The organism is bacterium (assembly GCA_023230585.1).
Classification (GTDB): domain Bacteria; phylum Ratteibacteria; class UBA8468; order B48-G9; family JAFGKM01; genus JALNXB01.
In genome coordinates this window covers 1-19,895 of record JALNXB010000036.1, presented here as the reverse complement: position 1 = coordinate 19,895, position 19,895 = coordinate 1, and the positions used below count along the sequence as shown (strand labels likewise).

At 34.9% G+C, this 19,895-nt stretch carries 17 protein-coding genes; 9 read left to right on the top strand and 8 right to left on the bottom strand.

Translation table 11 applies throughout. The features are described 5' to 3' along the window. The first annotated feature begins 190 nt into the window (after window positions 1-190). The 8 genes from gatC (at window position 191) to M0P98_06665 (ending at window position 7,584) form a co-directional block, all read left to right on the top strand. Complete coding sequence (gene gatC / locus M0P98_06700; protein ID MCK9266551.1) at window positions 191-514, top strand: Asp-tRNA(Asn)/Glu-tRNA(Gln) amidotransferase subunit GatC; 324 nt, start codon at window positions 191-193, stop codon at window positions 512-514. 2 nt (window positions 515-516) lie between these two features. Continuing rightward, window positions 517-1,497, top strand: a complete 981-nt coding sequence (locus M0P98_06695) for an acetyl-CoA carboxylase carboxyltransferase subunit alpha (GenBank protein ID MCK9266550.1) — start codon at window positions 517-519, stop codon at window positions 1,495-1,497. Continuing rightward, window positions 1,484-2,353: an ATP phosphoribosyltransferase gene (gene hisG, locus M0P98_06690; protein MCK9266549.1), complete on the top strand. Its 870-nt coding sequence runs from the start codon at window positions 1,484-1,486 to the stop codon at window positions 2,351-2,353. The genes M0P98_06695 and hisG overlap by 14 nt, the downstream gene beginning before the upstream one ends. Before the next feature lie 208 nt (window positions 2,354-2,561). After that, window positions 2,562-3,911, top strand: a complete 1,350-nt coding sequence (locus M0P98_06685) for a tetratricopeptide repeat protein (GenBank protein MCK9266548.1) — start codon at window positions 2,562-2,564, stop codon at window positions 3,909-3,911. Then, window positions 3,898-5,730: a 1-deoxy-D-xylulose-5-phosphate synthase gene (dxs, locus tag M0P98_06680; GenBank protein ID MCK9266547.1), complete on the top strand. Its 1,833-nt coding sequence runs from the start codon at window positions 3,898-3,900 to the stop codon at window positions 5,728-5,730. Before M0P98_06685 ends, dxs begins: the two co-directional genes overlap by 14 nt. Beyond that, window positions 5,723-6,502 (top strand): NAD(+)/NADH kinase, encoded by a 780-nt coding sequence (locus tag M0P98_06675; protein ID MCK9266546.1) that lies wholly within the window; start codon window positions 5,723-5,725, stop codon window positions 6,500-6,502. The genes dxs and M0P98_06675 overlap by 8 nt, the downstream gene beginning before the upstream one ends. Before the next feature lie 26 nt (window positions 6,503-6,528). Then, entirely contained in the window at window positions 6,529-6,750 is a 222-nt protein-coding gene (locus M0P98_06670) for a 4Fe-4S dicluster domain-containing protein (GenBank protein MCK9266545.1), read from the top strand. Between the two features lie 21 nt (window positions 6,751-6,771). After that, complete coding sequence (locus M0P98_06665) at window positions 6,772-7,584, top strand: sugar phosphate isomerase/epimerase (protein ID MCK9266544.1); 813 nt, start codon at window positions 6,772-6,774, stop codon at window positions 7,582-7,584. A 36-nt stretch (window positions 7,585-7,620) separates the two neighbouring features. Here the strand turns inward: M0P98_06665 and M0P98_06660 are convergent, their stop codons facing one another. The 7 genes from M0P98_06660 to M0P98_06630 form a co-directional block, all read right to left on the bottom strand. After that, window positions 7,621-8,331, bottom strand: a complete 711-nt coding sequence (locus M0P98_06660) for a M15 family metallopeptidase (GenBank protein MCK9266543.1) — start codon at window positions 8,329-8,331, stop codon at window positions 7,621-7,623. A gap of 18 nt (window positions 8,332-8,349) precedes the next feature. Next, window positions 8,350-9,606, bottom strand: coding sequence for a hypothetical protein (locus tag M0P98_06655; protein MCK9266542.1), 1,257 nt, complete (start codon window positions 9,604-9,606; stop codon window positions 8,350-8,352). Window positions 9,607-9,691: 85 nt separating this feature from the next. Next, window positions 9,692-13,789, bottom strand: coding sequence for a right-handed parallel beta-helix repeat-containing protein (locus M0P98_06650; GenBank protein MCK9266541.1), 4,098 nt, complete (start codon window positions 13,787-13,789; stop codon window positions 9,692-9,694). Between the two features lie 73 nt (window positions 13,790-13,862). Beyond that, window positions 13,863-15,248: a hypothetical protein gene (locus M0P98_06645; GenBank protein MCK9266540.1), complete on the bottom strand. Its 1,386-nt coding sequence runs from the start codon at window positions 15,246-15,248 to the stop codon at window positions 13,863-13,865. A 189-nt stretch (window positions 15,249-15,437) separates the two neighbouring features. Continuing rightward, window positions 15,438-16,334, bottom strand: a complete 897-nt coding sequence (speB, locus tag M0P98_06640) for an agmatinase (protein ID MCK9266539.1) — start codon at window positions 16,332-16,334, stop codon at window positions 15,438-15,440. A gap of 22 nt (window positions 16,335-16,356) precedes the next feature. Then, on the bottom strand, window positions 16,357-16,914 hold the full coding sequence (locus M0P98_06635) for an arginine decarboxylase, pyruvoyl-dependent (protein MCK9266538.1): 558 nt from the start codon (window positions 16,912-16,914) through the stop codon (window positions 16,357-16,359). A 41-nt stretch (window positions 16,915-16,955) separates the two neighbouring features. Next, window positions 16,956-17,960: a radical SAM protein gene (locus M0P98_06630; protein MCK9266537.1), complete on the bottom strand. Its 1,005-nt coding sequence runs from the start codon at window positions 17,958-17,960 to the stop codon at window positions 16,956-16,958. A gap of 68 nt (window positions 17,961-18,028) precedes the next feature. On the opposite strand from M0P98_06630, the gene M0P98_06625 reads away from it, so the two are divergent. Further along, on the top strand, window positions 18,029-18,874 hold the full coding sequence (locus M0P98_06625; GenBank protein MCK9266536.1) for a sugar phosphate isomerase/epimerase: 846 nt from the start codon (window positions 18,029-18,031) through the stop codon (window positions 18,872-18,874). Here M0P98_06625 and M0P98_06620 read toward each other — a convergent pair. Continuing rightward, window positions 18,855-19,703 carry a CehA/McbA family metallohydrolase gene (locus M0P98_06620; protein ID MCK9266535.1) on the bottom strand — a complete coding sequence of 283 codons (849 nt, stop codon included), beginning with the start codon at window positions 19,701-19,703 and terminating at the stop codon, window positions 18,855-18,857. The genes M0P98_06625 and M0P98_06620 overlap by 20 nt on opposite strands. Window positions 19,704-19,895: the final 192 nt, after the last annotated feature.

Sequence of the window (19,895 nt, the reverse complement as noted above, 5' to 3'; positions counted from 1 at the left end):
TATAGCCGTGTCTTTCATGTTTAGTGTCATAACCTTATATTATGACCCATTTTTTCTTTAGGCTCAATCTGTATTTGAAACCGAGCCCTCTTTCAGGCTCATTTTGTATTATAAAAGACTACATATTGACTTTTATTGCTCTTTAAGATAAAATTTATTATCTATATGAATAAAGGTAGCAGAAAAACTTTTGAGTATAATAAAAGGTAAGAAAATGGGAGATATTAAAAAAAAAATCAGTGTAAAAGAGATTGAAAATCTTGGATTTCTAACAAGAATAAGTTTATCAGAGACAGAGATAGAATCTTTTACTTACGAATTGAATGAAATAGTTGACTATATATCCTCTATATCAAATGTTTGTACTGAAACAGTAAATGTGTTATCTCAACCAGAAACAAGAGAATCGGTTATAAGAAAAGATATAGTAGAAAAGTCTATGCCAAGGCAATCTCTTTTATCAAATGCTCCTGACAAGACAGATAAATTTTTAAAAGTGCCTAAAATATTATGAAAATGGAAAAAAAATATCTTGACTTCGAGCAACCTATAGAGAAATTAGAGAAACAGTTGGAAAACCTTGAAATAGCAAGGCAGAAAAAAACTTCAAATAAAGATGCTACAAAAATAGTTCAACTGAAACAACAGATAAACGAAAATATAAGAGAGATTTTCTCAAACTTAACAGATTGGCAGATAGTCCAACTTGCTCGCCACCCTAATAGACCTCATTCGCTTGATTATATAGAAAATATACTTGACGATTTTGTTGAACTTCATGGTGATAGATGTTATGGGGATGACCCATCAATGATTACAGGTATCGCAAAATTTAAGGGTATCCCTGTTGTGGTGATAGGTCATCAGAAAGGAAGGGATACTAAAGACAATATTTTTAGAAAATTTGGCATGGCTCATCCCGAAGGATATAGAAAAGCGCTTAGAATGTTCAAACTTGCTGAAAAGATGCGTTGTCCAATAATTTCGTTTATAGATACTCCCGGGGCAAATCCAGATATATTAGCAGAAGAACGTGGACAGGCTTTAACAATAGCCAATAATTTGTTAGAGATGTCTCTCCTTAAAACACCTATTATAGCTGTTGTGATAGGGGAAGGAGGGAGTGGAGGCGCTTTGGGTATAGGCGTTGCAGATAGACTTCTTATGCAAGAATATGCAATATATTCAGTTATTTCTCCTGAAGGTTGTGCTTCTATTTTGTGGAAAACACAGAAAGCAGTAGAAGAAGCTGCTCAAGTATTAAAGTTGACAGCAGGCGCTCTGTTTGATATGGGAATTGTTGACGAAATAATCTCTGAAGCACCTGGTGGAGCGCATAGAAATTGGGAGACAACTTTTGCATTACTAACTGAATCATTAGATAAAAACATTAGAGAGATTAAGACCATAAATAGTGCGGAACTTGTAGAGTTAAGGTATAAAAAATATAGAAATACTGGAGTCTTTGATGAAGGAGAAGAAGATGAAGAAACTTAAAATGGCTTTACCTAAAGGGTCTTTAGAAGAGTCAACTAAAACTCTTTTTGAGCGTGCTGGTTTTAAGCTATATACTGGGTCAAGGAGTTATTATGTCTCAACAGACGATCCTGAATTAGAAGGCGTACTGCTAAGAGCTCAAGAGATTCCAAAATATGTAGAGATGGGAGCTTTTGATATAGGTATTTCTGGTGAAGATTGGATAAAAGAAAGTAGAGTTAAGGTTCATAGTATGTGTGACCTTGTTTACTCAAAGCAAGGGTTTAGACCAGTAAAGATTGTTCTTGCAGCCTCTAATAGTTCTGGTATAAAAAAAGCTGAAGACTTGCAAGGCAAACTTATTGCAACTGAACTTGTTAATGTAACAAAAGATTATTTAAAAAAGAGAAAAGTTACTGCAAAAGTTGAATTTTCTTACGGTGCTACAGAAATAAAAGCTGGTAACCTTGTTGATGCAATAGTCGAAATAACAGAGACTGGCAATACCCTTATTTCTCATAATCTTAATATAATTGATATTGTAATGGAGTCAGTACCTAAACTTATTGTTAACAAAAAAGCATGGCAGGATAAATGGAAAAAAGAGAAGATAGAAAACCTTGCCCTTTTATTGCAAGGTGCTCTTGAAGCAGAAGGTAAAGCAGGGTTGAAAATGAATATTCGTAAAGAAGACCTTGATTCAATCTTAAAAATTCTTCCAGCGATGAAAAACCCTACTATATCTTCTCTTGCTGATGAAAATTGGTTGGCAGTAGAAACTATTATAGATAAACTGAAAGCAAAAACCTTGATACCTAAACTTAAAAAACTTGGAGCTCAGGGAATTGTAGAATATCCTCTAAATAAAGTGATATAACTTTAAAATATAACTAAACAAAAGATTCAAAAATATTAACTCCGTAAAGGAAAGGAAGGGGATACAACAATAACCCTTCATACAAAAAAGTTCGGAGTAAAGGAGAACAAGATGCCTTGTGGTAGAAAAAGGAAAAAAAGAAAAATAAAAACCCATAAAAGGAAAAAACGTCTCGCAGCTTTAAGGCATAAAAAGAGAAAATAGCAAAATGAAATATTTATTGTTGTTTATATTGTCTGTCATTCTTATGACAGGATGCGGTCACATAGAACAACGATCAGGGTTGGCAATTTACGCAGAAGGAATTTTACACGAAAAAGCCGATAAGAAAGAAGATGCTATCAATTCATACAAAAAAGCCCTTAGACATCAAGGAGAGTCCAGTTATATATATGTCAAATTGGGTAATTTGTATGTAAAAGATAAGAATGTCGCTGAAGCTAAACGTTCTTTTTTTCGAGCGTTAAGAATTGCCCCAAATAACCATGAGGCTATGTTTGGTCTTGGTGTAGCGTATCTGCTTGAAAAGAACGAGAAACTTGCTGCTACTTATATAGAAAAAGGTCTTACATTTAAACCAGATAATCAAGCTATGAGAGTAGTTTTATGCGATCTGCTGGTCGCTTTAAATAGGCTTGATGATGCTCGTGTGCAATACGAATTTTTATTAGAAGAGTTTCCAAACAACTATTTGTTGTACTTTAATTATGGGACCATACTTGAAAAGATGGGGCTCTATGATAAAGCAGAAGAGGCGTTCCTATCTTCTGTACAACTTGTAGGTAATTTTTGGAAAAGCACCTTATCTCTTGCTTTATTGTATAGCAAGCAAAATAGGCAAGAAGAGGCAATGAAATATTTCCGTAAAGCAACCAGTTTAAATCCTCAAGACAATGTTTCTTACTCATTTCTTGCTTCGTTCTATTATAGGGCAGGAGAAAAGGAAGAAACAAAGGCTCTGCTTAGAGAAGCGTTGAACAACGGCATAAGAAATATTGAGTTTTATAATCTGTTGGGAAATATCTTTTTAGAAGAGACAAACTATCCAAAAGCAGAAGAGTATTTTAGGCAAAGTATAGCCTTGTTAGATAATGTAGCGGCAAGGTTTTATCTTGGTATTATTTATGATAAGTTAGATATGTACGATAAAATGGAAGAAGAGATGAAAAAAGCTTTAGAGTTAGAACCTGATAATGCTCTTACTCTCAACTATCTTGGGTATAGTTATCTGCTAAAAGATATCAATCTACAAGAGGCTCTGTCTATGATAAAAAAAGCGTGTAGTATTGAGCCAGATAACGGTGCTTTTCTTGATAGTCTTGGTTGGGCATATTACAAACTTGGAAATTTTAAAAGAGCAAAAGGGTATCTTGAACAGGCTGTTCTTTTAGAAAATGATGCTGAAGTATATGAACATCTTGGACTTTTATATTTTGAATTAAAAGAGTATAACAAGTCCCTTCTCTGGCTTATTAAAGCTTATGATTTAGAGCAGAGTGAATTTCTTCTAAATAAGATTGAGGAGGTAAAACAAAAAATAAAAAATGGAATTAATTAAACAAGTTTCTAAAAACCCTTCTTTAATTAAAAATTTATCTATTGAGAGTCTCAATATTCTTGCTGATGAAATAAGAAGAGAAATTATTCATACTGTCTCTTTAAATGGTGGACATCTTTCTTCTAACCTTGGGGTAGTGGAGTTGACTTTAAGTCTTCATAACCTTTTTGATATACCGCCAGACAAGATTATATGGGATGTTGGGCATCAATGCTATACACATAAAATGCTAACTGGAAGATATGAATCGTTCAGTTCTTTAAGGAAAGAAGGTGGTCTAAGCGGGTTTCCTGCCCCAGAGGAACATCTAACAGATATCTTCAAAACAGGGCACGCTGGAACAGCCGTGTCTTCTGCTGCTGGATTGAAAGCAGGGCAATCGTTACAAGGCGATAATGGTAAAGTGATTGCTGTAGTAGGTGATGGTTCTTTAACAAATGGTGTAACCTTTGAAGGTTTGAATTTTTTAGGTACTCTATCTAAAAATATTCTGGTTATACTTAATGATAACAATATGTCTATCTCCTCTACAAAAGGTGCTTTATCTTATTATCTTGCAAAATTAATAACCTCTCCAATAGTTAATAAACCTAAAGAAGAGATTGCAGAAGTGTTGAAAGCGATACCTTCGGTTGGTGAGGATATTGTAAAACTTGTAAATAGAATAGAAAAAAAGACAAAATCTCTTCTTGTTCCTGGAGTGTTTTTCGAAAAACTTGGGTTAAAATATTTTGGACCTATTGATGGACACGATTTGAGACAACTTATTGATATTTTAGCTAACATAAAAGGCATCAAAGAACCTGTGTTGTTGCATGTTGTTACAAAAAAAGGTAAAGGATATCTACCCGCTGAAGAAAATCCAACAGATTTTCATAGTGCAAGACCTTTTAATAAAACAACTGGACAGTTTATAAAAGAAGAGACTCTTACTCCCTCACCTGGAATAACTGCTGGTAAAACTCTTGAAGAAATTGCTGTTAACAACAAAAAACTTGTTGTCTTAACAGCCGCAATGGAGAAGGGGCTCGGGTTAGAAGATTTTGCTACTTCTTTTCCAGATAGATTTTATGATGTAGGAATTGCTGAGAGCCACTGTATTGTTTTTGCTGCTGGGCTTGCAAAAGCAGGTATGAAAGTTGTGGTTGCAATATACTCAACTTTTCTCCAGAGAGGGTATGACCAACTTGTACACGATATAAGTCTACAGAATCTCCCAGTAACTTTTCTGATAGATAGAGCAGGGCTGGTAGGTGAAGATGGACCAACACACCACGGAGTGTTTGATATTGCTTTCTTAAGAACAATCCCTAACATAAAAATTTATGCACCAACGAGTATTTCACATCTAAAAAATATTATTCTAAAATCTTGTGAAGAGAATGGTCCTGTCTTTATAAGATTTCCAAAGGGGTTCTTGCCAGAAACTATATCGCCATTGGATAACGATGGTAATACTTTAATTTTAGGGTGTGGTAGCATGGCTAACAATGCTCTCCTTGCTTGTCACATTCTTGAGAAAAAAGGTATTAATCTCTCTTTTTATCCAGTTAACTCTATAAAACCTCTCGAAAAAAGTGTAACAGAAAAACTCGAAAAATTTAACAATATTGTAACAATTGAAGAAAATAGTATTTCTGGAGGTTTTGGTACAGCGGTATGTGAATATATCAATAATAAAAACCTTAAAAACAGATTGTTAAGAATTGGATTACCTGATACATTTATTGAGCACGCAAAAAGAGATGCCCTTATTGATAAGTACGGGCTGTCTCCTGAAAAACTTGCAAAAAAGATAGAGGAATATATAAATGATTAAAAGTGTTTTTATTTTAGCTAACAATAAAATACCTGACATTGAAAAGAAGAAAGCCCCTATTGAAAAGGTGTTGAAAAGTTGTGGAAAAGTTGTGCAAACATCTGCAAAAGGTGTGGATTTAATTATTTCTATGGGGGGAGATGGCACCTTTTTGAAAGGTGTAAAACTTTTACAGAATAAAACGTTCATTTATGGTGTAAAGTACGGTAATGTTGGGTTCTTGACCAACAGCCCTTCTGATATAGAGAATAAACTCAGAAAGATTTTGAGTGGAGATTATATAATAACTAAACGAATGTTGCTTGATGTATCTGTTGTAAGGAATAATCAAGTGGTACTAAAAGATTTGTGTTTAAATGAGGCAGTTATATCCAAAACTGGTATAAGAATTATTGATATTAACGTAGAAGGAAAAAGAGAACATATTTTTAAAACAAGGGGAGATGGAATACTTGTTTCTACTCCTACCGGTTCAACCGCTCATGCTCTTTCTGCAATGGGACCGATTGTGGACCCTGAAGTAAAATGTTTTATCATAATCCCTTTGTGTCCGCACACCTTATCGTGGCGTCCAGTTATACTCAATGAAAAAGAAGTGTTATCAATATCTATTGCACAGAACTCTCTTCTTGCTATAGATGGTCAAAAAGAGTTTGCTTTACAAGATAAGGATACTGTAATATTAAAAAAATCTTCCAAAGTTGCAAACACAATTATGGATGAACAGCTTCTTTTTAGTAATCTTAAATCAAAATTCAACTGGAACATTTAAACAAGAAAGAGATATAGGAGCAATGGATGTTTGTAATAAAAGTTGATAAAGAAAAATGTAAAGCTTGTGGTTTATGTATAAATGTTTGCCCTAAAAATATATTTTTACCATCAACAGAATTTAATAAGATGGGGTACCATTATATTCAGATAGATAAGAAAAACATCTGCAATGGTTGTAAAAGATGTGTTCTGATATGTCCAGATGTTGCAATTGAAATATATAAAGATAAAGAAGACAAACTTTGATATAACAAATGGAGGTTTGTTATGAAGATAGGAGTAATTCCAGATTGTTTTAGGTTACCAATAAAAAGTGGAATAAAAAAGGCAGCAGAACTAAAAATAGAAGGTATACAACCTTATGCGGTACAAGGAGAACTTGACCCAAAAAATTTGTCTCAAACAGGTAGAGATGACCTTAAAAATTTAGTGGCAAGCCTTGGCTTAACAATATCAGCGCTTGTAGGGGATTTTGGTAGCCCTGGTTTTACTGACCCTAAAACGATAGATTGGAGAGTTTCAAGAACAAAAGAGGTGGTAGACCTTGCTGTTGATTTAGGAGTCAACATAGTTACTACCCATATAGGCACAGTTCCCGAAGATACAAGTGCTCCTGCATGGCAAATAATGTCTGACTCGTTACCTGAAGTTGGTACGTATGCCTACAACAAAGGGGTTGTTCTTGCAACTGAAACGGGTCCTGAAACAGCTATTCTACTTAAAAAACTTCTTGATTCAATTGGGAATCCTGGATTAAAAGCCAATTATGACCCTGCCAATCTTGTTATGGTTGTTGGTGATGACCCTGTAAAGGGAGTTTTTACACTTGCAGACTATATTGTTCATACTCACGCAAAAGATGGAATAAAACTGCCAGATGAAAACGGAAAAAGAAAGTATAAAGAGGTGCCTCTTGGGCAGGGAGACGTGGATTTTCCTGCATATCTTAACGCCCTTAAAGAGGTTGGGTATACAGGTTTTTATACCATAGAGAGAGAGGTCGGGGAAGACCCTGTGGCAGATATTATTCTTGCAAGAGATTTTTTGCGTAAACTTGAAAAAGATTTGTCTATAGAGTAACAAACATTTCTACTGGGAGTTGTTCTCGCTTATATTTTAATCTAACAATTCTTCAAACGATACATCCAGCAGAGGTTTTCTAAGCAATGGTATGTAGTTAAAATGCCACCATTCTGTTGTACTTTGGCTAAATCCGTGTTTTTTCATTGTATCTGTTAAGATGCGTCTACGTTTTATTACTTCGGGTTTTAATTTCATATATTTTGGGCTTGCTCGTTGAGTAAAGTTATCAAATTCTGTAGGCATCTCCACTTCTTTTCCAGTCATATCTACCAAACCCACATCAACAGCACTCCCTCTATTATGATGTGACCCTTTTCTTGGGTCCGCAACAAAGCGTGGGTTAGGCACAATTTTCCACATCTTCCATTGAACTGAAAGCGGGCGATAACCATCAAATATTTTTAGGCGATATCCATGTTTTTTTAAGTCTTGTTGCACATTGTTTAATTTAATAGCAACCTCTTCCAGTAGATAACATTCTGCTGAAGGATACAGCACCTGCTTTGTAAAGTTGTTGGTAGTTGCATATCTTATATCAAGAATAATATTTGGTATAATTTCCTTTACATCAACCAATCCAAACTTATATTTTTGTACCTTCTTTTCTTTTGCACTGATTTGCTCATTGGCAAAAATATTTGAAGACCTGGCAAAAGATACAAAAAATATTGTGGTAAACAGCAACGCAAACAACGTTCTTTTACATTTGATTAAATTAAAATATCTTTTTTTAGAGGATTCCATTTGTGATATGTTAGGTTTTTATTTTACAGCCATTACTCTCTGATGTTTTTTTAATCGGCCATACTTGTTTTCACCAAGGAACCATACATTTGCTTCCCCATCGCTTTTGATAAAATTAGCAGGAACAGTAAGCCGACCTTTCCTGCAATCTTCTTCTGTAATCCAAATATAGCAACACCCATAAGAGTCTTTAAGGCTCGTAAAATAGATTAAAATAGGTTTTATATTGTCCGAACTAAACTTAATATCCCAAGGTTCAGTGATTTTTATCTCTTCTGATGGTAAGCAAAAATCAAGTTCTCCTACTGAAAATTCGCAAGCAGTACTTGTTGAACCATCTTTCATTATGCAATAAGCAGTATAATCTGCACATTCAGCAAAACTTCGTTCAATAACAGAAGGGCCTGTTAGAGGAATTTCCAAAACAAGTTTATTTCCGCGTTTGATAACAAGGGTTTTAACTCCTTGAGAATCTTTATCCATTACATTAATTTTTACATTCTGCCCTTTGTGGTAAGTTACCCAATCTCCTAAATCCAGCAATAGAGTCCTGTTGATATCTGGAGTTACTGAATCTTCAGCATAGTTAGGGAATAAAAAATTTTCTGCTTTATTCTCCCCACGCCACAAATCAATATCAATAATTCTGTAGACCTTCCTCTCTTTTTCTCCAATATGTTTATTAAACTCTTCTGATGTTCGCAATAGGTTTCTTGTTGTAGGAGGCCAACTATCTTCTACCCTAACGTGAGTGGTTATATCGTCTTGCTTTACAACCTCTGTTATCAACTCTACGTGTGACCCATCATTAGGTTTTAAGGGAGGAGTAAAAATATAATCGCCAGCTTCAACTCCTTGCGAATCTTGCGGGTCAACCAGAACAACCCCATTTCTGTAAGGCGGATTATGAACACGGCTAACGTACCAGAAAGCACACTGGTAAGCGTAACTTGTAAAAGCAGAACAGACTGTACCATAATATCCTGCTGCATTTTTAACTTTTTCTGCTAACGTTTCAGTATATAAGATACTTTGAGGGTTTGCTACTGCAGCTAAAAAAGTTTTTAAAAAGATTTCAAAACCAATATACCTGCCAACATATTTTACACTTGAATAAGGCGTACCTGTATATTCATTACCTTTCTTAAAATATCCTCCTGAACGGTTGGGGAATGTGTCTGCAACAGGGGTCCACTTTACGTTGGACATAAGGTGAGAATATTCAATAGACCTTTTTTTCCATTCAGATATAATGTTGTTATTGTTTCTTTCCATTGATACTCTCCTTTCTTCCTTTTTGTATGGGGGAGAAAGCACAAAAAGAGAAGGTGTTTAGGTAAATCTTTCAAAAAATTCAGCGTTATTTGATAAATTGCAAGATCCCAGCATTATCAACTCGCCAAATTTGAGCTCCTGTAGCTACCCAAGCATACCAAGCGTCTCTTTTAGGACCACCTATGTTAAATCTAACTGAATCAAGGTCTTCAAACTTTAATTCAAGAGCTCCAAGAGGTATCTTCCATTCTGAACTCCAATGGTGTAAATCTGCGTTTATTACATTTGCCTTATATTCTATCTCTGTCTGGAGACGTTTGGATATTGAGGCAGGGATATTTAGAGTTTTGTTTACAACAAATTTGCCATCAGGATATCCCGAAAAGATATATATTGGTCCTGTCGGTGCCCCATCGTACCACCAATCTACAATATTTTGAGTAAAAGGACCTTCAATAGCAAACTCATTAAGAGATGATGAAGCTGATATGGTCGCAGGTACTCCTTGCTTTATTGGGTCGGGCATATTTTCTATACCTATGTAAAGATACTTATCGTCATAAGAAAGCCATACATAATTTTCTGTCCCTTCCCTTGTTTCCCCTGTTGTATGTTTTTCTCTTACAATTAAAGCTTTAGTCTTGTCAAGATCGAACCACTCATTCTTCTCTAATTTACCGTCTATGTTGATAGGGGTAGTTCTTCTTTTAACATTATATTGGTAAGTTTCGCTAATTTTTTTTAATGGCTGAAACTTATCTGCCGATGAAGCCACAACAGAGGGTTGTAGTGCAAATTCTTCTTTATAATATTTTCCCACTGGCAAGCGGTTAACAGGCCAACTGGCACGTAGTGGGCTGTCATAAACCCCAATTTTTTTGAAAGATATAGGCATACATCCAATACTTCCGTATGCAGGAGAACCAGGCCTTAATCTCATATCTAACTGGTTTATGTCAAACAAGAGAGGGTCGCCGTCGTCCCAGTTGTTTCTCAATATATTCTTGTCCATTTTGACAGAAGCGTGTGTTGAGAGAGGTGGGGTTTCAACGTTGATGTTTCTCTCAATAGAGTTTTTTTCGTTCCTTGCAAGAGGGAGTTTATCTTCAAAAAAGATTGTCATTTGAGGGTACCGAACACTCCACGGAGGTTGCTTGAAATTGAACATTCTCAAATGGTTTTCTGCTGTTGGTATCAAGGTATTTAACCTTGTGTGATCAAATATCCAAGATCGGTCATTAAGAGTTATACCTATGTTGTTATCAATCAATAGATTGTTCTCTATACGATTATCTGGTCCGTTTACATACATAGCTCGTTCTGTGTTGCGATAAAGAATGTTGCCTTCTACTGTCATACCGCTATTTATTGAATCTATATAGATTCCAGTAACCTGGTGTGTCTTAATTGGTGAAGAGTGTTGGGTAATATGGTGTATAAAATTGTATCTCATAATATTACCTTTACTCATAAAACGGAAAGGTAATCCGTATGTATATATTGCACCACCGTCTCTGGCTTCATTTGTTACATCATAAATTTCGTTATACTCAATGATATTGTCATTACCAGCAAAAGTCATAGAGTTGTAAGTTGTATCAGAAAGAATGTTGTGAGATACTCTATTACCAGAACCATTAACAATTGTTACTCCAAACCTGTTACCACCGTGGCTAAATCTGTTAAATCTATAGATATGATTGTTTTCTACAAGATTACTTGAAGGTATAAGTTTAGCTCTATCTCCGTTGTTTTTTATTTGAATTCCACCTTCTCCTGTATCGTATATATCGCACCCTATTACGCTGTTGTTCCACCCACCATCGAGCATTATGCCTAACACTCCAGTATTCCGTATCGTTGTACCTGCAACAAGGTTGTTGTTACTATTATCGATATTTATTCCGTTCTGTCGGGTACCTTCAATGGTCAACTGATAAAAAAGAATATTGGAAACATTGTTCATTTGTATAATAGGGGTCTTAATTGTTGAAATGAATATTTCGTCACCATCAATCTTTTTAGGAGGGTAGAAATAGAGTTTTCCTGTATCACTATCAATATAAAATTCCCCCGGGACAGAAAGTTCTGAAAGTATATTGTAAAAATGGTACGGAGCGTCTACCCTGACAGGCATACCTGCTTTACGTTTTTCAGAGGTTCTCATATCTGGAGATAAATGTATAATTTTATTGTCTGTATCTATTGAGAGGACTTCTGTGTGTATCTTATCCCATTGATATAAAAAATATCCTACTGTCCAGATATTTTTTTCTTCCTTCCACTTTAAAGGTATATCATCAGAATACTTAAAACGTCCTCTCTGTATGTTGTAACTGCTTATTTTACCATCTCCATAGGGAGTGGTTAAGTCAAACACTCTAAGCCAGCCTTCTTTAGGCCAACGTACTAAATTCATTGGTTTTGTGTTAAAAAATAGTTCAGTTGTACTTATATCAGAATCAATGCCTGTAACGCCTCTGTTCTGTAATACACCGTAATCTGTTATACCTTCCTTTTTTAGGTCGCATACCCAGATTTTACCAAGCGTTTCCTCTGGTAGCCTTTTTAATATGTTGGTATCTTTGAGAACCTCAAACTGTTTTAATTGTTTGCCACCTATAATACGAACTTCTTCACCTGGATAACTTCTATAAACAATAGGTGCTACCTCCGTTCCTGAATCCTGTTCACCTTCAAAGATCAACCCTTCATCAAGAAAATATTTTCCAGCTCTAAGATATACAGTTATTCCGTTTTTAGGTAGGCCTTTGGTTGCTTTTATTTTACGAACCTCTTCTTGTGCTCGTGTTATGGTTGCGAAAGGCGTATCTTTATCTCCAGAATTTGTATCTCTTCCGTTGTTTGTTGATACATATATTGATTGTTTAGGGGAATTTATACGCTTAATAAGTTTTTCTTGCCTACTTTGTAAATTTTGCCCATCTTTTAAATTTTTTATTGCTTCAAGTTTATCAACTATATCACGTCTATAACTTTCATTTGGAAACGTTTTTGTTTCCTCTTTCAACAACATTTTCTCGTAAATTTTTTTTGCTGTACTGTAACGTTTTGACTTGGTATATGTATCAGCTGAAAACAGGTTTGCCATCAAGATATGCTGTTCAAGGGCTTCTCTTCTTTTTGTTATCAAGGTATACACTTTGCGAGCGTTGGTGTAATCTTTTTGTTCAGTAAAAACTTCTGCCTGCCTAAACAATCCGTATATTTTGTAATACGGAAATTGTTTTAAATCGGGTAATTTTAAAAGTTTTTCGTATGTTTTAAGAGCCTTCTTATAATCTTTTTCTAACACATAACTTTCGGCTATATTGGATAGAGCAAGATATTCAAGAAAATCTACTCCTTTAAGTTGGTTTAATTTTTCATACTCACTACGAGCATTTTTATAATCACCTGATTTTATATAATCATCAGCTCGACTAAAGATTTCTTTTATATTAACTATTGCGTTTTCTGCACCTAACCGATACTCTGCGTCCTTAATCTTCTTCAATGCTTTCTCTTTCTCTGTATCTGTTCTGGCAAGTTTTAGTGCTTGATTTAAAAGGTTTACCGCTGCTTCAAAATCACCTTTTATTATGTTTTGGGCAGATTGGTTGTAAGCATCATCAAAATTAAGTAGTTGGAGGGTTTTGATATGTTCTACCTGCGGATAATCAAAATATACACCTGTTTTGCTTATAAGAGCAACTTTTACTGAGTTGACCCGTTTTTCTCTAAATGTTTCAGGTATAATTATGGTGCCTTTAACTTCAGTCCATTCTTGACCTATTTTTTTCGATGTTACATTTATTGTAGAAATATAAGTTATTCCACCATATTCATTCTTCTGGTAGGCATATAAAGATGTAGATACATCAGGTTGGCCGGTATCACTTTTTGCGTAGAAACTTATATTGATTTTATCACCTGCGTAAACATCTATAACATTGTCTATTGCAAGATGCCCTTTAAGATATACGTATTTATCACCTTTGTATGCCTCCTTGGGGTCATCGATAATCTTATATTCTATCTTACCTGTTGTGGCACCAGGGTTGGGCTTCCAGTTTTGAGGAAAACGTACAGGAGGTGGGAATGACCAAGAAAATAATAAGGTGTTTGAAAGAAGTGCTGCTAAAAATAAAAATATATAAACCTTTTTTATTTGTCTGGCCATAAAACCTCCTATTGGTTTACACAGAGGGAAAGTGTGAAGTGTTTATTGATGTTATAACCAACTTTAAGTTAATCTATTTTATTGCCATTACAGCTTTTTCTTTTTTTAACCTACCGTACTTGTTTTCACCAAAAAGCCAAATACGAGTTCTTCCTTCTGAATCGATAAGGTTTGCAGGTATATTAAATTTACCGTTTTTTCGGTCCTCATCGTTAATCCATACCTTATACTTTCCATCTACTTTGGAGATATGAGCCATTACAACCTTTAAATTATTGGAACTAAATTCTACTTCGTATGGTTCAGAAAGTTTTAATGTGTCTTTAGATAGTTTTAAATCTAATTCACAGATAGAAAATTCGCAAGCTTGACTTAAAGAACCGTCTTTCATTACACAATGTGCAGTATAATCACCACATTCTGCAAAAGTTCGCTCAATAATCCCTGGACCTTCCAAAGGTATCTCTTCAATGAGTTGCTCGCCTCGTTTGATAACAAGTGATTTTACACCTTGAGAATCTCTGTCCATAACATTTATTTTAACAGTATCTTCCTTATTATAAGGAACCCAATCCCCTAAGTCCAGCAGAAGAACTCTATTGATTTTTGGTGTAGCTGAATCTTCTGCATAATTGGGGAACAGATAGTTTTCTGCCCTGTTTTCTTCTCTCCATAAGTCAATATCTGTAATCCTATAAACTCTTCTTGCTCTTGCTTTTATGTGAGAGTTAAAGTTTGCTGTTGGTCTAAGCTGGTTTCGTGTTGTTTTGGGCCAACTATCCTCTATCCTTACGTGGGTTACAACACCATTTTTTTTCACTACCTCGGTGATAAGTTCAACGTGCACACCGCTTCTTGTGCCTTCTCTCGGTGGCGTATAAATAAAGTCACCTACCTCTACTGCTTGAGCATCGTGAGGTTCTACCAACTCAAGACCTTTACGAAAAGGCGGTATATGTATAAGGGCAGTATACCAGTAAGTACATTGGTACGCATAACTTGTAAAATTGGAACAAACTAAACCGTAATAAGTTGTAGCTTTGCTTACTCTACCTTTGAGGGTTTCGGTATATAAGACGCTTTGAGGGTTCTCAACTGCAGCCAAAAAAGTTTTTAGGTATATTTCAAACCCAATATATCTCCCAACAGTTGACACCCCTGAGTAAGGAACTCCAGAATATTCTACGCCTTTCTCAAAATATCCAGCTTTCCATGGCATAGTATCAGCAACAGGTGTCCACTTTACTCCTGATAGGATACGAGCATATTCAGCAGCTTTCTTCTTCCATTCAGGTAAAGATAATTCTCCTTTGTTCTCTGCCTGTTTGGCATCATTCGCAAATAGGTGAACAGATGGGCATAAAAAAAAGATTGCTAAAATCAATAATAGAGATGATATTCCACTTCTTTTTGCTATATTGCCGTTTTTTCTACTGTTTGATGAGTGATCTAAAAACATAAAGAACCTCCCTTGGGAAAGAAATATAATTTAAAATTTCTAAGTTTTGTTTTCATACAAACTTTATCATATTTATTTGTATTATGTCAAGTGTTTTATACTTATTTACGGTATGTATTTTAAAATAAAAAGAGGCAGTAGTGAGGAGCATAAACTATAATTACTATAGTAACCAAAAGAGTATTAGGGTCAACCAATATCCATAGTATCAGAGAGAAGGTTATCTTTGACTGCAAGCAGACCAATCAATTTATATATCAGTTTTGCTGCTAAAAAAGAAGATGGAGTGACATTTTTTTGTGGTGCAAGTTCAACCACATCAAAACCTACAATATTGATATCTTTTCTTAAAACAAACTGACGAAAAAAACCTATAGTCTGGTTCCAGTAAAACCCACCAGGTTCAGGGGTTCCAGTTTCAGGTAATATTGATGGGTCTAAGAAATCTAAATCAAAAGAAAGGTAATAATTTCCCGCAGGGAGCATTTTATTTAAAACTTCGCCCCATTTTTCTGCCATCTGGTAAGCAAATAAAATTTTTATAGTATCTGTTTGATTTATGAAATCTTGTTCTTCTTTACTTATACTCCTAACTCCAGCTGTCCATATTTTACAACCTAACTCTGAGATTCTTCTCATTACACAAGCGTGGCTAAATTTGGTTCCTTGATATTGGTCTCTGAGGTCAGAGTGTGCATCGAAAGAAAGAACCTTTAAGTTAGGGTATGTTGATAAACAAGATTCAACCAACCCTAATGAAACCGTATGTTCTCCCCCTAAACCTATTATTCGTTTGTTTTCTTTGAGGTACTTTGTAGAAGCTTTTTTAATATCTGCTACCATCTGTTTTATGCTTTTGTAATTAGGTGGCACCTCTGGTAAGGTTTTTACTCCAACAAGGTACGGTTCTGCTTTTAATTCCTCATCATATAGTTCCACATAATTGGAAGAAGCAATAATTGATGAAGGACCATCTTTTGTGCCTGCTAAACAAGATGTCGTTGCCTCAAAAGGGATAGGTAATATAAGAAAACGTGCCTTTTTGAGACTAACATCCGGTATACCAAGAAAATTATACTGGTCCATTTTATCCCCTCATTTTTTTTAGTCAGGGAACAAAAACAGCAGCAGAAATTACGGTAGTCCAAAGTCCGTTCTTATCTCCAATAGCTGATTGGGTAAGATTGGTAGTTTTTACAATTTCACCTGACATCTGCCAAATTTCTTTCTTTTCATCGTAGGATGAATCAGGGTCAAACTCTACTCCAAGAATAGTTGCCAACATTGTCGCTGCAAGGTCTTCTGAATAGTCGCCAGCTTTATCATCAGTTTCGCCAAAGCCTTCGTGCTCAGAAAGGTATCCATACTGGTTTTTATCTTTAGGTATAGCAACTCCAACTGAAGCTGTGATAAGCCTATGAGGTTCGTTGGTCTGGTTTCTGCTTAACACTGTAAAAACAATCTGTCCAGGAGATAAGAGAGATAATCCTTCTTTTTTTGATATTAATTTACAGTGTGGTGGAAAAATACTTGATATAGATACAAAATTAAAGTGAGCAATACCTGCTTTTCTTAAAGCCAGTTCAAAACTTGTTAATCTTTCCTTATGCTTTCCAACGCCTTTTGTCAAAAACATTTTTCGGGGGACCATTTCTAATCCTTTCATTTTATTCTCCTTTTGATTATTTAATTTAACATTATTAATATTTACTCATCCTTGATACAGAGTGGGTCTTCACCTAAATAATCTCCGCTTACACTATAGGCTAATGCCCTGCATCCTAAACAGTCCTCTATTATACACGTTTTACATTTTCCTTTCAAGAGGAACCTGTTTTTTAATTTTTCAAGAACAGTAGAGTTTTTCCAAACCTCTTCCATTGATTGGTCTTTAAGATTCCCGATAGTTAATGGAAATCTTCTACAAGGAAAAACCGAACCATCTGGCATTAATGCAATACCATCTTTTGCAACTATACAGGGGGCACCAAAAAGATTTAAATCTGTACCTTCTTTATCAACCATAAAACCTCTATAAGGAGCAAGTTCACAAAGATTATCTTCCAGCCTACAAATCTTGCAAAGCAGTTTCAAAACCTCTCTCCACTCATAAAGTGAAATAAGTTTTTCTTTCATCAATGCTCCCCTACCCCAAGGGATAAACCTTTCAAATATAGTTGTTTGCAGGTTATAATTGTTCATAAACGGAACAACTGCATCTATTTGGCTTAGGCTTCCAGAAAAAAGAGTGAACATAAGAGTTTTTTCAAAAGAAACATCTTTTAACAATCCACAAGTCTCAATAAATCTATTATAAGTATTAACTCCTCTTATATATTCATAAGATTCTTTAGTTAGCCCCTCAGCAGAAATTTTTAACGAAAAATTTTTAAGTCGTTCAAGTTTGCGAATTTTTGAGGCATCTACAAGAAGTCCATTAGTAATAATTCCAGTCTTGATAACACTTTTAGATTGGTTTATCATAGATATCAGGGGTTCCCAATGTTTGTAGAGAAATGGCTCACCGCCAGTAATATCTATTACAAGTTTTTTGCCGTTTTTGGAGGCAAAATTGGTAATATTTTCAAAAACCTTTTGCAAACAATCAAAAGACAACTCACTATCTTTAGCAAACTCTGATTGATAGCAGTGCCTACATCTAAGGTTACAAAAATCTGTTATATGCCACTGAATATGAAATGTATTTTCCATTTTTACGCCTTTATATTATAATATAATTATTTACTATTAGAAGCAATAAAAATAATGAGGACAAAATTATGTTTAAAAACTTATCTTTAAAATCTTTTAATATTAATACCGGTTTACGGGAATCTTTACGGCTTGCTAACCTTGGAAACTTTGAAGGGATAGACTTGAATATTTTAGATGTAGAAGCACTTTGTCAAACCCACTCAGTTAATTACGTTAAAGGAATGTTGGACTCTTTTAATATAAAACCAGGGGTATGGAATTTATCCTCTGACATAACTTTAACGGATGCAGGCTTTACAGCAAATATAGATAAACTTACATCTCTTGTTGAGATATCTGAAAAAATTGGAGCCAACAGATGTGTGTTATCTCTTCCAGTGGGTTCAGACACTACCTCTTGTGAAGATTTTTCTAAAATGTTTCCAGAACGTCTAAATGTACTCGCCAAAAGATTCAATGAATATAATTGCAGTATTGGTGTTGAGATTGTGGGGAAACATAAATCTGTAAAACCATATCAACATATTTACAGATTTACTACAAGCCAGATATATTCCTTTTGTAAAGAAGCAAATATCACAAATGTGGGAATTGTTTTGGATACTTTCCTTTTAGACCAAGAATCAAACAATCAAGATATACTGCAACAATTTGAAACCAAAGATATTATCTCAGTAAAAGCAAGCGATTCTGATAATAACAAAAAGATAAGAAACCTCCCAAGACAAACCAATGTAATTGACCTACCTTTTATTATGCAAACATTACGAAATATTAGGTACAACGGACCTATAACCCCTATATCTGACGAACCAAGAGTGTTCTCTTTTCCTAACGAGATTGCTGTGATTTTAGCTGGTGGATATCTCACTAGACTATGGAAAGATAGTTTTACAAAAACAGAGGATTAACCCAAGCTTTTTTATTATTCTTATCTGTAATTTCTATCCTTAAATATTTTTCTGTTCCTTTTATTTGATATTCAGCTTCATTTATCTCAGCATTATCTGCTGAAACTCTTCTACCTCTACCATTGTGTCCTATAAAATCTGCCGTTAAAGCAGAATCAAACTTTATATGAATAGTTGTATCGTTTAATGTACAACTATTTATCAATACTCCCGTTGAAGAGTAAAAACTACCTAACTCAATTGCTTCCAGTATGCCTTCAAGAGTTAACTCCTCAGCTTTTACCATTATAAAACCTCCAAACAGAGCGTTTTCTCTATGGGTATCATCTGAAGCAAACCCAAGTATTTGTTTGCCTGTCTGAAGAATGTCATCAAAGTGGACAGTTGAAAAACCTTTACCTTGAGAAACGTGGCATACATTATTATAAATTTCAATACCAATATATTTGTCAAGAGCAATTAGGTCATTGGAAGGAGTCCCTCTCCAATAAGGATGAGCCATTATAGCCAGTCCATTCTGCTCAACTATTTCATTTATAATTTTCTGGTCAGACATACCTGTTTCATCAAACTCTTCTTTAAGGTTTAGCCCAACTATATGAGATTTATTACTCATTTCAGAGCTCGGAATTAATAATAGGTCGTCTGGTTTTTCAGATACAGTTGTAATTTTATGGTGGTCGGTAATAGCAATAAAATCGTACCCTTGCTCTTTATATAGTTTGCATATCTCTTCCGGGGAAAACACTCCATCTGAGTTTGTGGTATGAGTATGAAGATTCCCTTTATACCAATTACCTTTTCTCTCAAACGGATTACAAAACATCATTTCATCCTCCTTTAAGTTTATGTTTATACTCCTACCTTTGTTTTTTTCGTTAAAAAAGTATGTGTTTAGGAACGAATTACGAGGTGCTACTACAACTCAAGCAAGAATCGGGCTGTTAACAAAAGGTTCAAGCCTTTTGTTCCCCTACTCTGAGCCTGTTGAACCCTTCGGAGACGCTCTTTGTGCAGAAGG

Excerpts from the sequence above, each read along its gene's own strand:
- M0P98_06695 (MCK9266550.1), top strand. The coding sequence starts at position 517 with ATGGAAAAAAAATATCTTGACTTCGAGCAACCTATAGAGAAATTAGAG.
- hisG (MCK9266549.1), top strand. The coding sequence starts at position 1,484 with ATGAAGAAACTTAAAATGGCTTTACCTAAAGGGTCTTTAGAAGAGTCA.
- M0P98_06685 (MCK9266548.1), top strand. The coding sequence starts at position 2,562 with ATGAAATATTTATTGTTGTTTATATTGTCTGTCATTCTTATGACAGGA.
- dxs (MCK9266547.1), top strand. The coding sequence starts at position 3,898 with ATGGAATTAATTAAACAAGTTTCTAAAAACCCTTCTTTAATTAAAAAT.
- M0P98_06675 (MCK9266546.1), top strand. The coding sequence starts at position 5,723 with ATGATTAAAAGTGTTTTTATTTTAGCTAACAATAAAATACCTGACATT.
- M0P98_06670 (MCK9266545.1), top strand. The coding sequence starts at position 6,529 with ATGTTTGTAATAAAAGTTGATAAAGAAAAATGTAAAGCTTGTGGTTTA.
- M0P98_06665 (MCK9266544.1), top strand. The coding sequence starts at position 6,772 with ATGAAGATAGGAGTAATTCCAGATTGTTTTAGGTTACCAATAAAAAGT.
- M0P98_06660 (MCK9266543.1), bottom strand. The coding sequence starts at position 8,331 with ATGGAATCCTCTAAAAAAAGATATTTTAATTTAATCAAATGTAAAAGA.
- M0P98_06655 (MCK9266542.1), bottom strand. The coding sequence starts at position 9,606 with ATGGAAAGAAACAATAACAACATTATATCTGAATGGAAAAAAAGGTCT.
- M0P98_06650 (MCK9266541.1), bottom strand. The coding sequence starts at position 13,789 with ATGGCCAGACAAATAAAAAAGGTTTATATATTTTTATTTTTAGCAGCA.
- M0P98_06645 (MCK9266540.1), bottom strand. The coding sequence starts at position 15,248 with ATGTTTTTAGATCACTCATCAAACAGTAGAAAAAACGGCAATATAGCA.
- speB (MCK9266539.1), bottom strand. The coding sequence starts at position 16,334 with ATGGACCAGTATAATTTTCTTGGTATACCGGATGTTAGTCTCAAAAAG.
- M0P98_06635 (MCK9266538.1), bottom strand. The coding sequence starts at position 16,914 with ATGAAAGGATTAGAAATGGTCCCCCGAAAAATGTTTTTGACAAAAGGC.
- M0P98_06630 (MCK9266537.1), bottom strand. The coding sequence starts at position 17,960 with ATGGAAAATACATTTCATATTCAGTGGCATATAACAGATTTTTGTAAC.
- M0P98_06625 (MCK9266536.1), top strand. The coding sequence starts at position 18,029 with ATGTTTAAAAACTTATCTTTAAAATCTTTTAATATTAATACCGGTTTA.
- M0P98_06620 (MCK9266535.1), bottom strand. The coding sequence starts at position 19,703 with ATGATGTTTTGTAATCCGTTTGAGAGAAAAGGTAATTGGTATAAAGGG.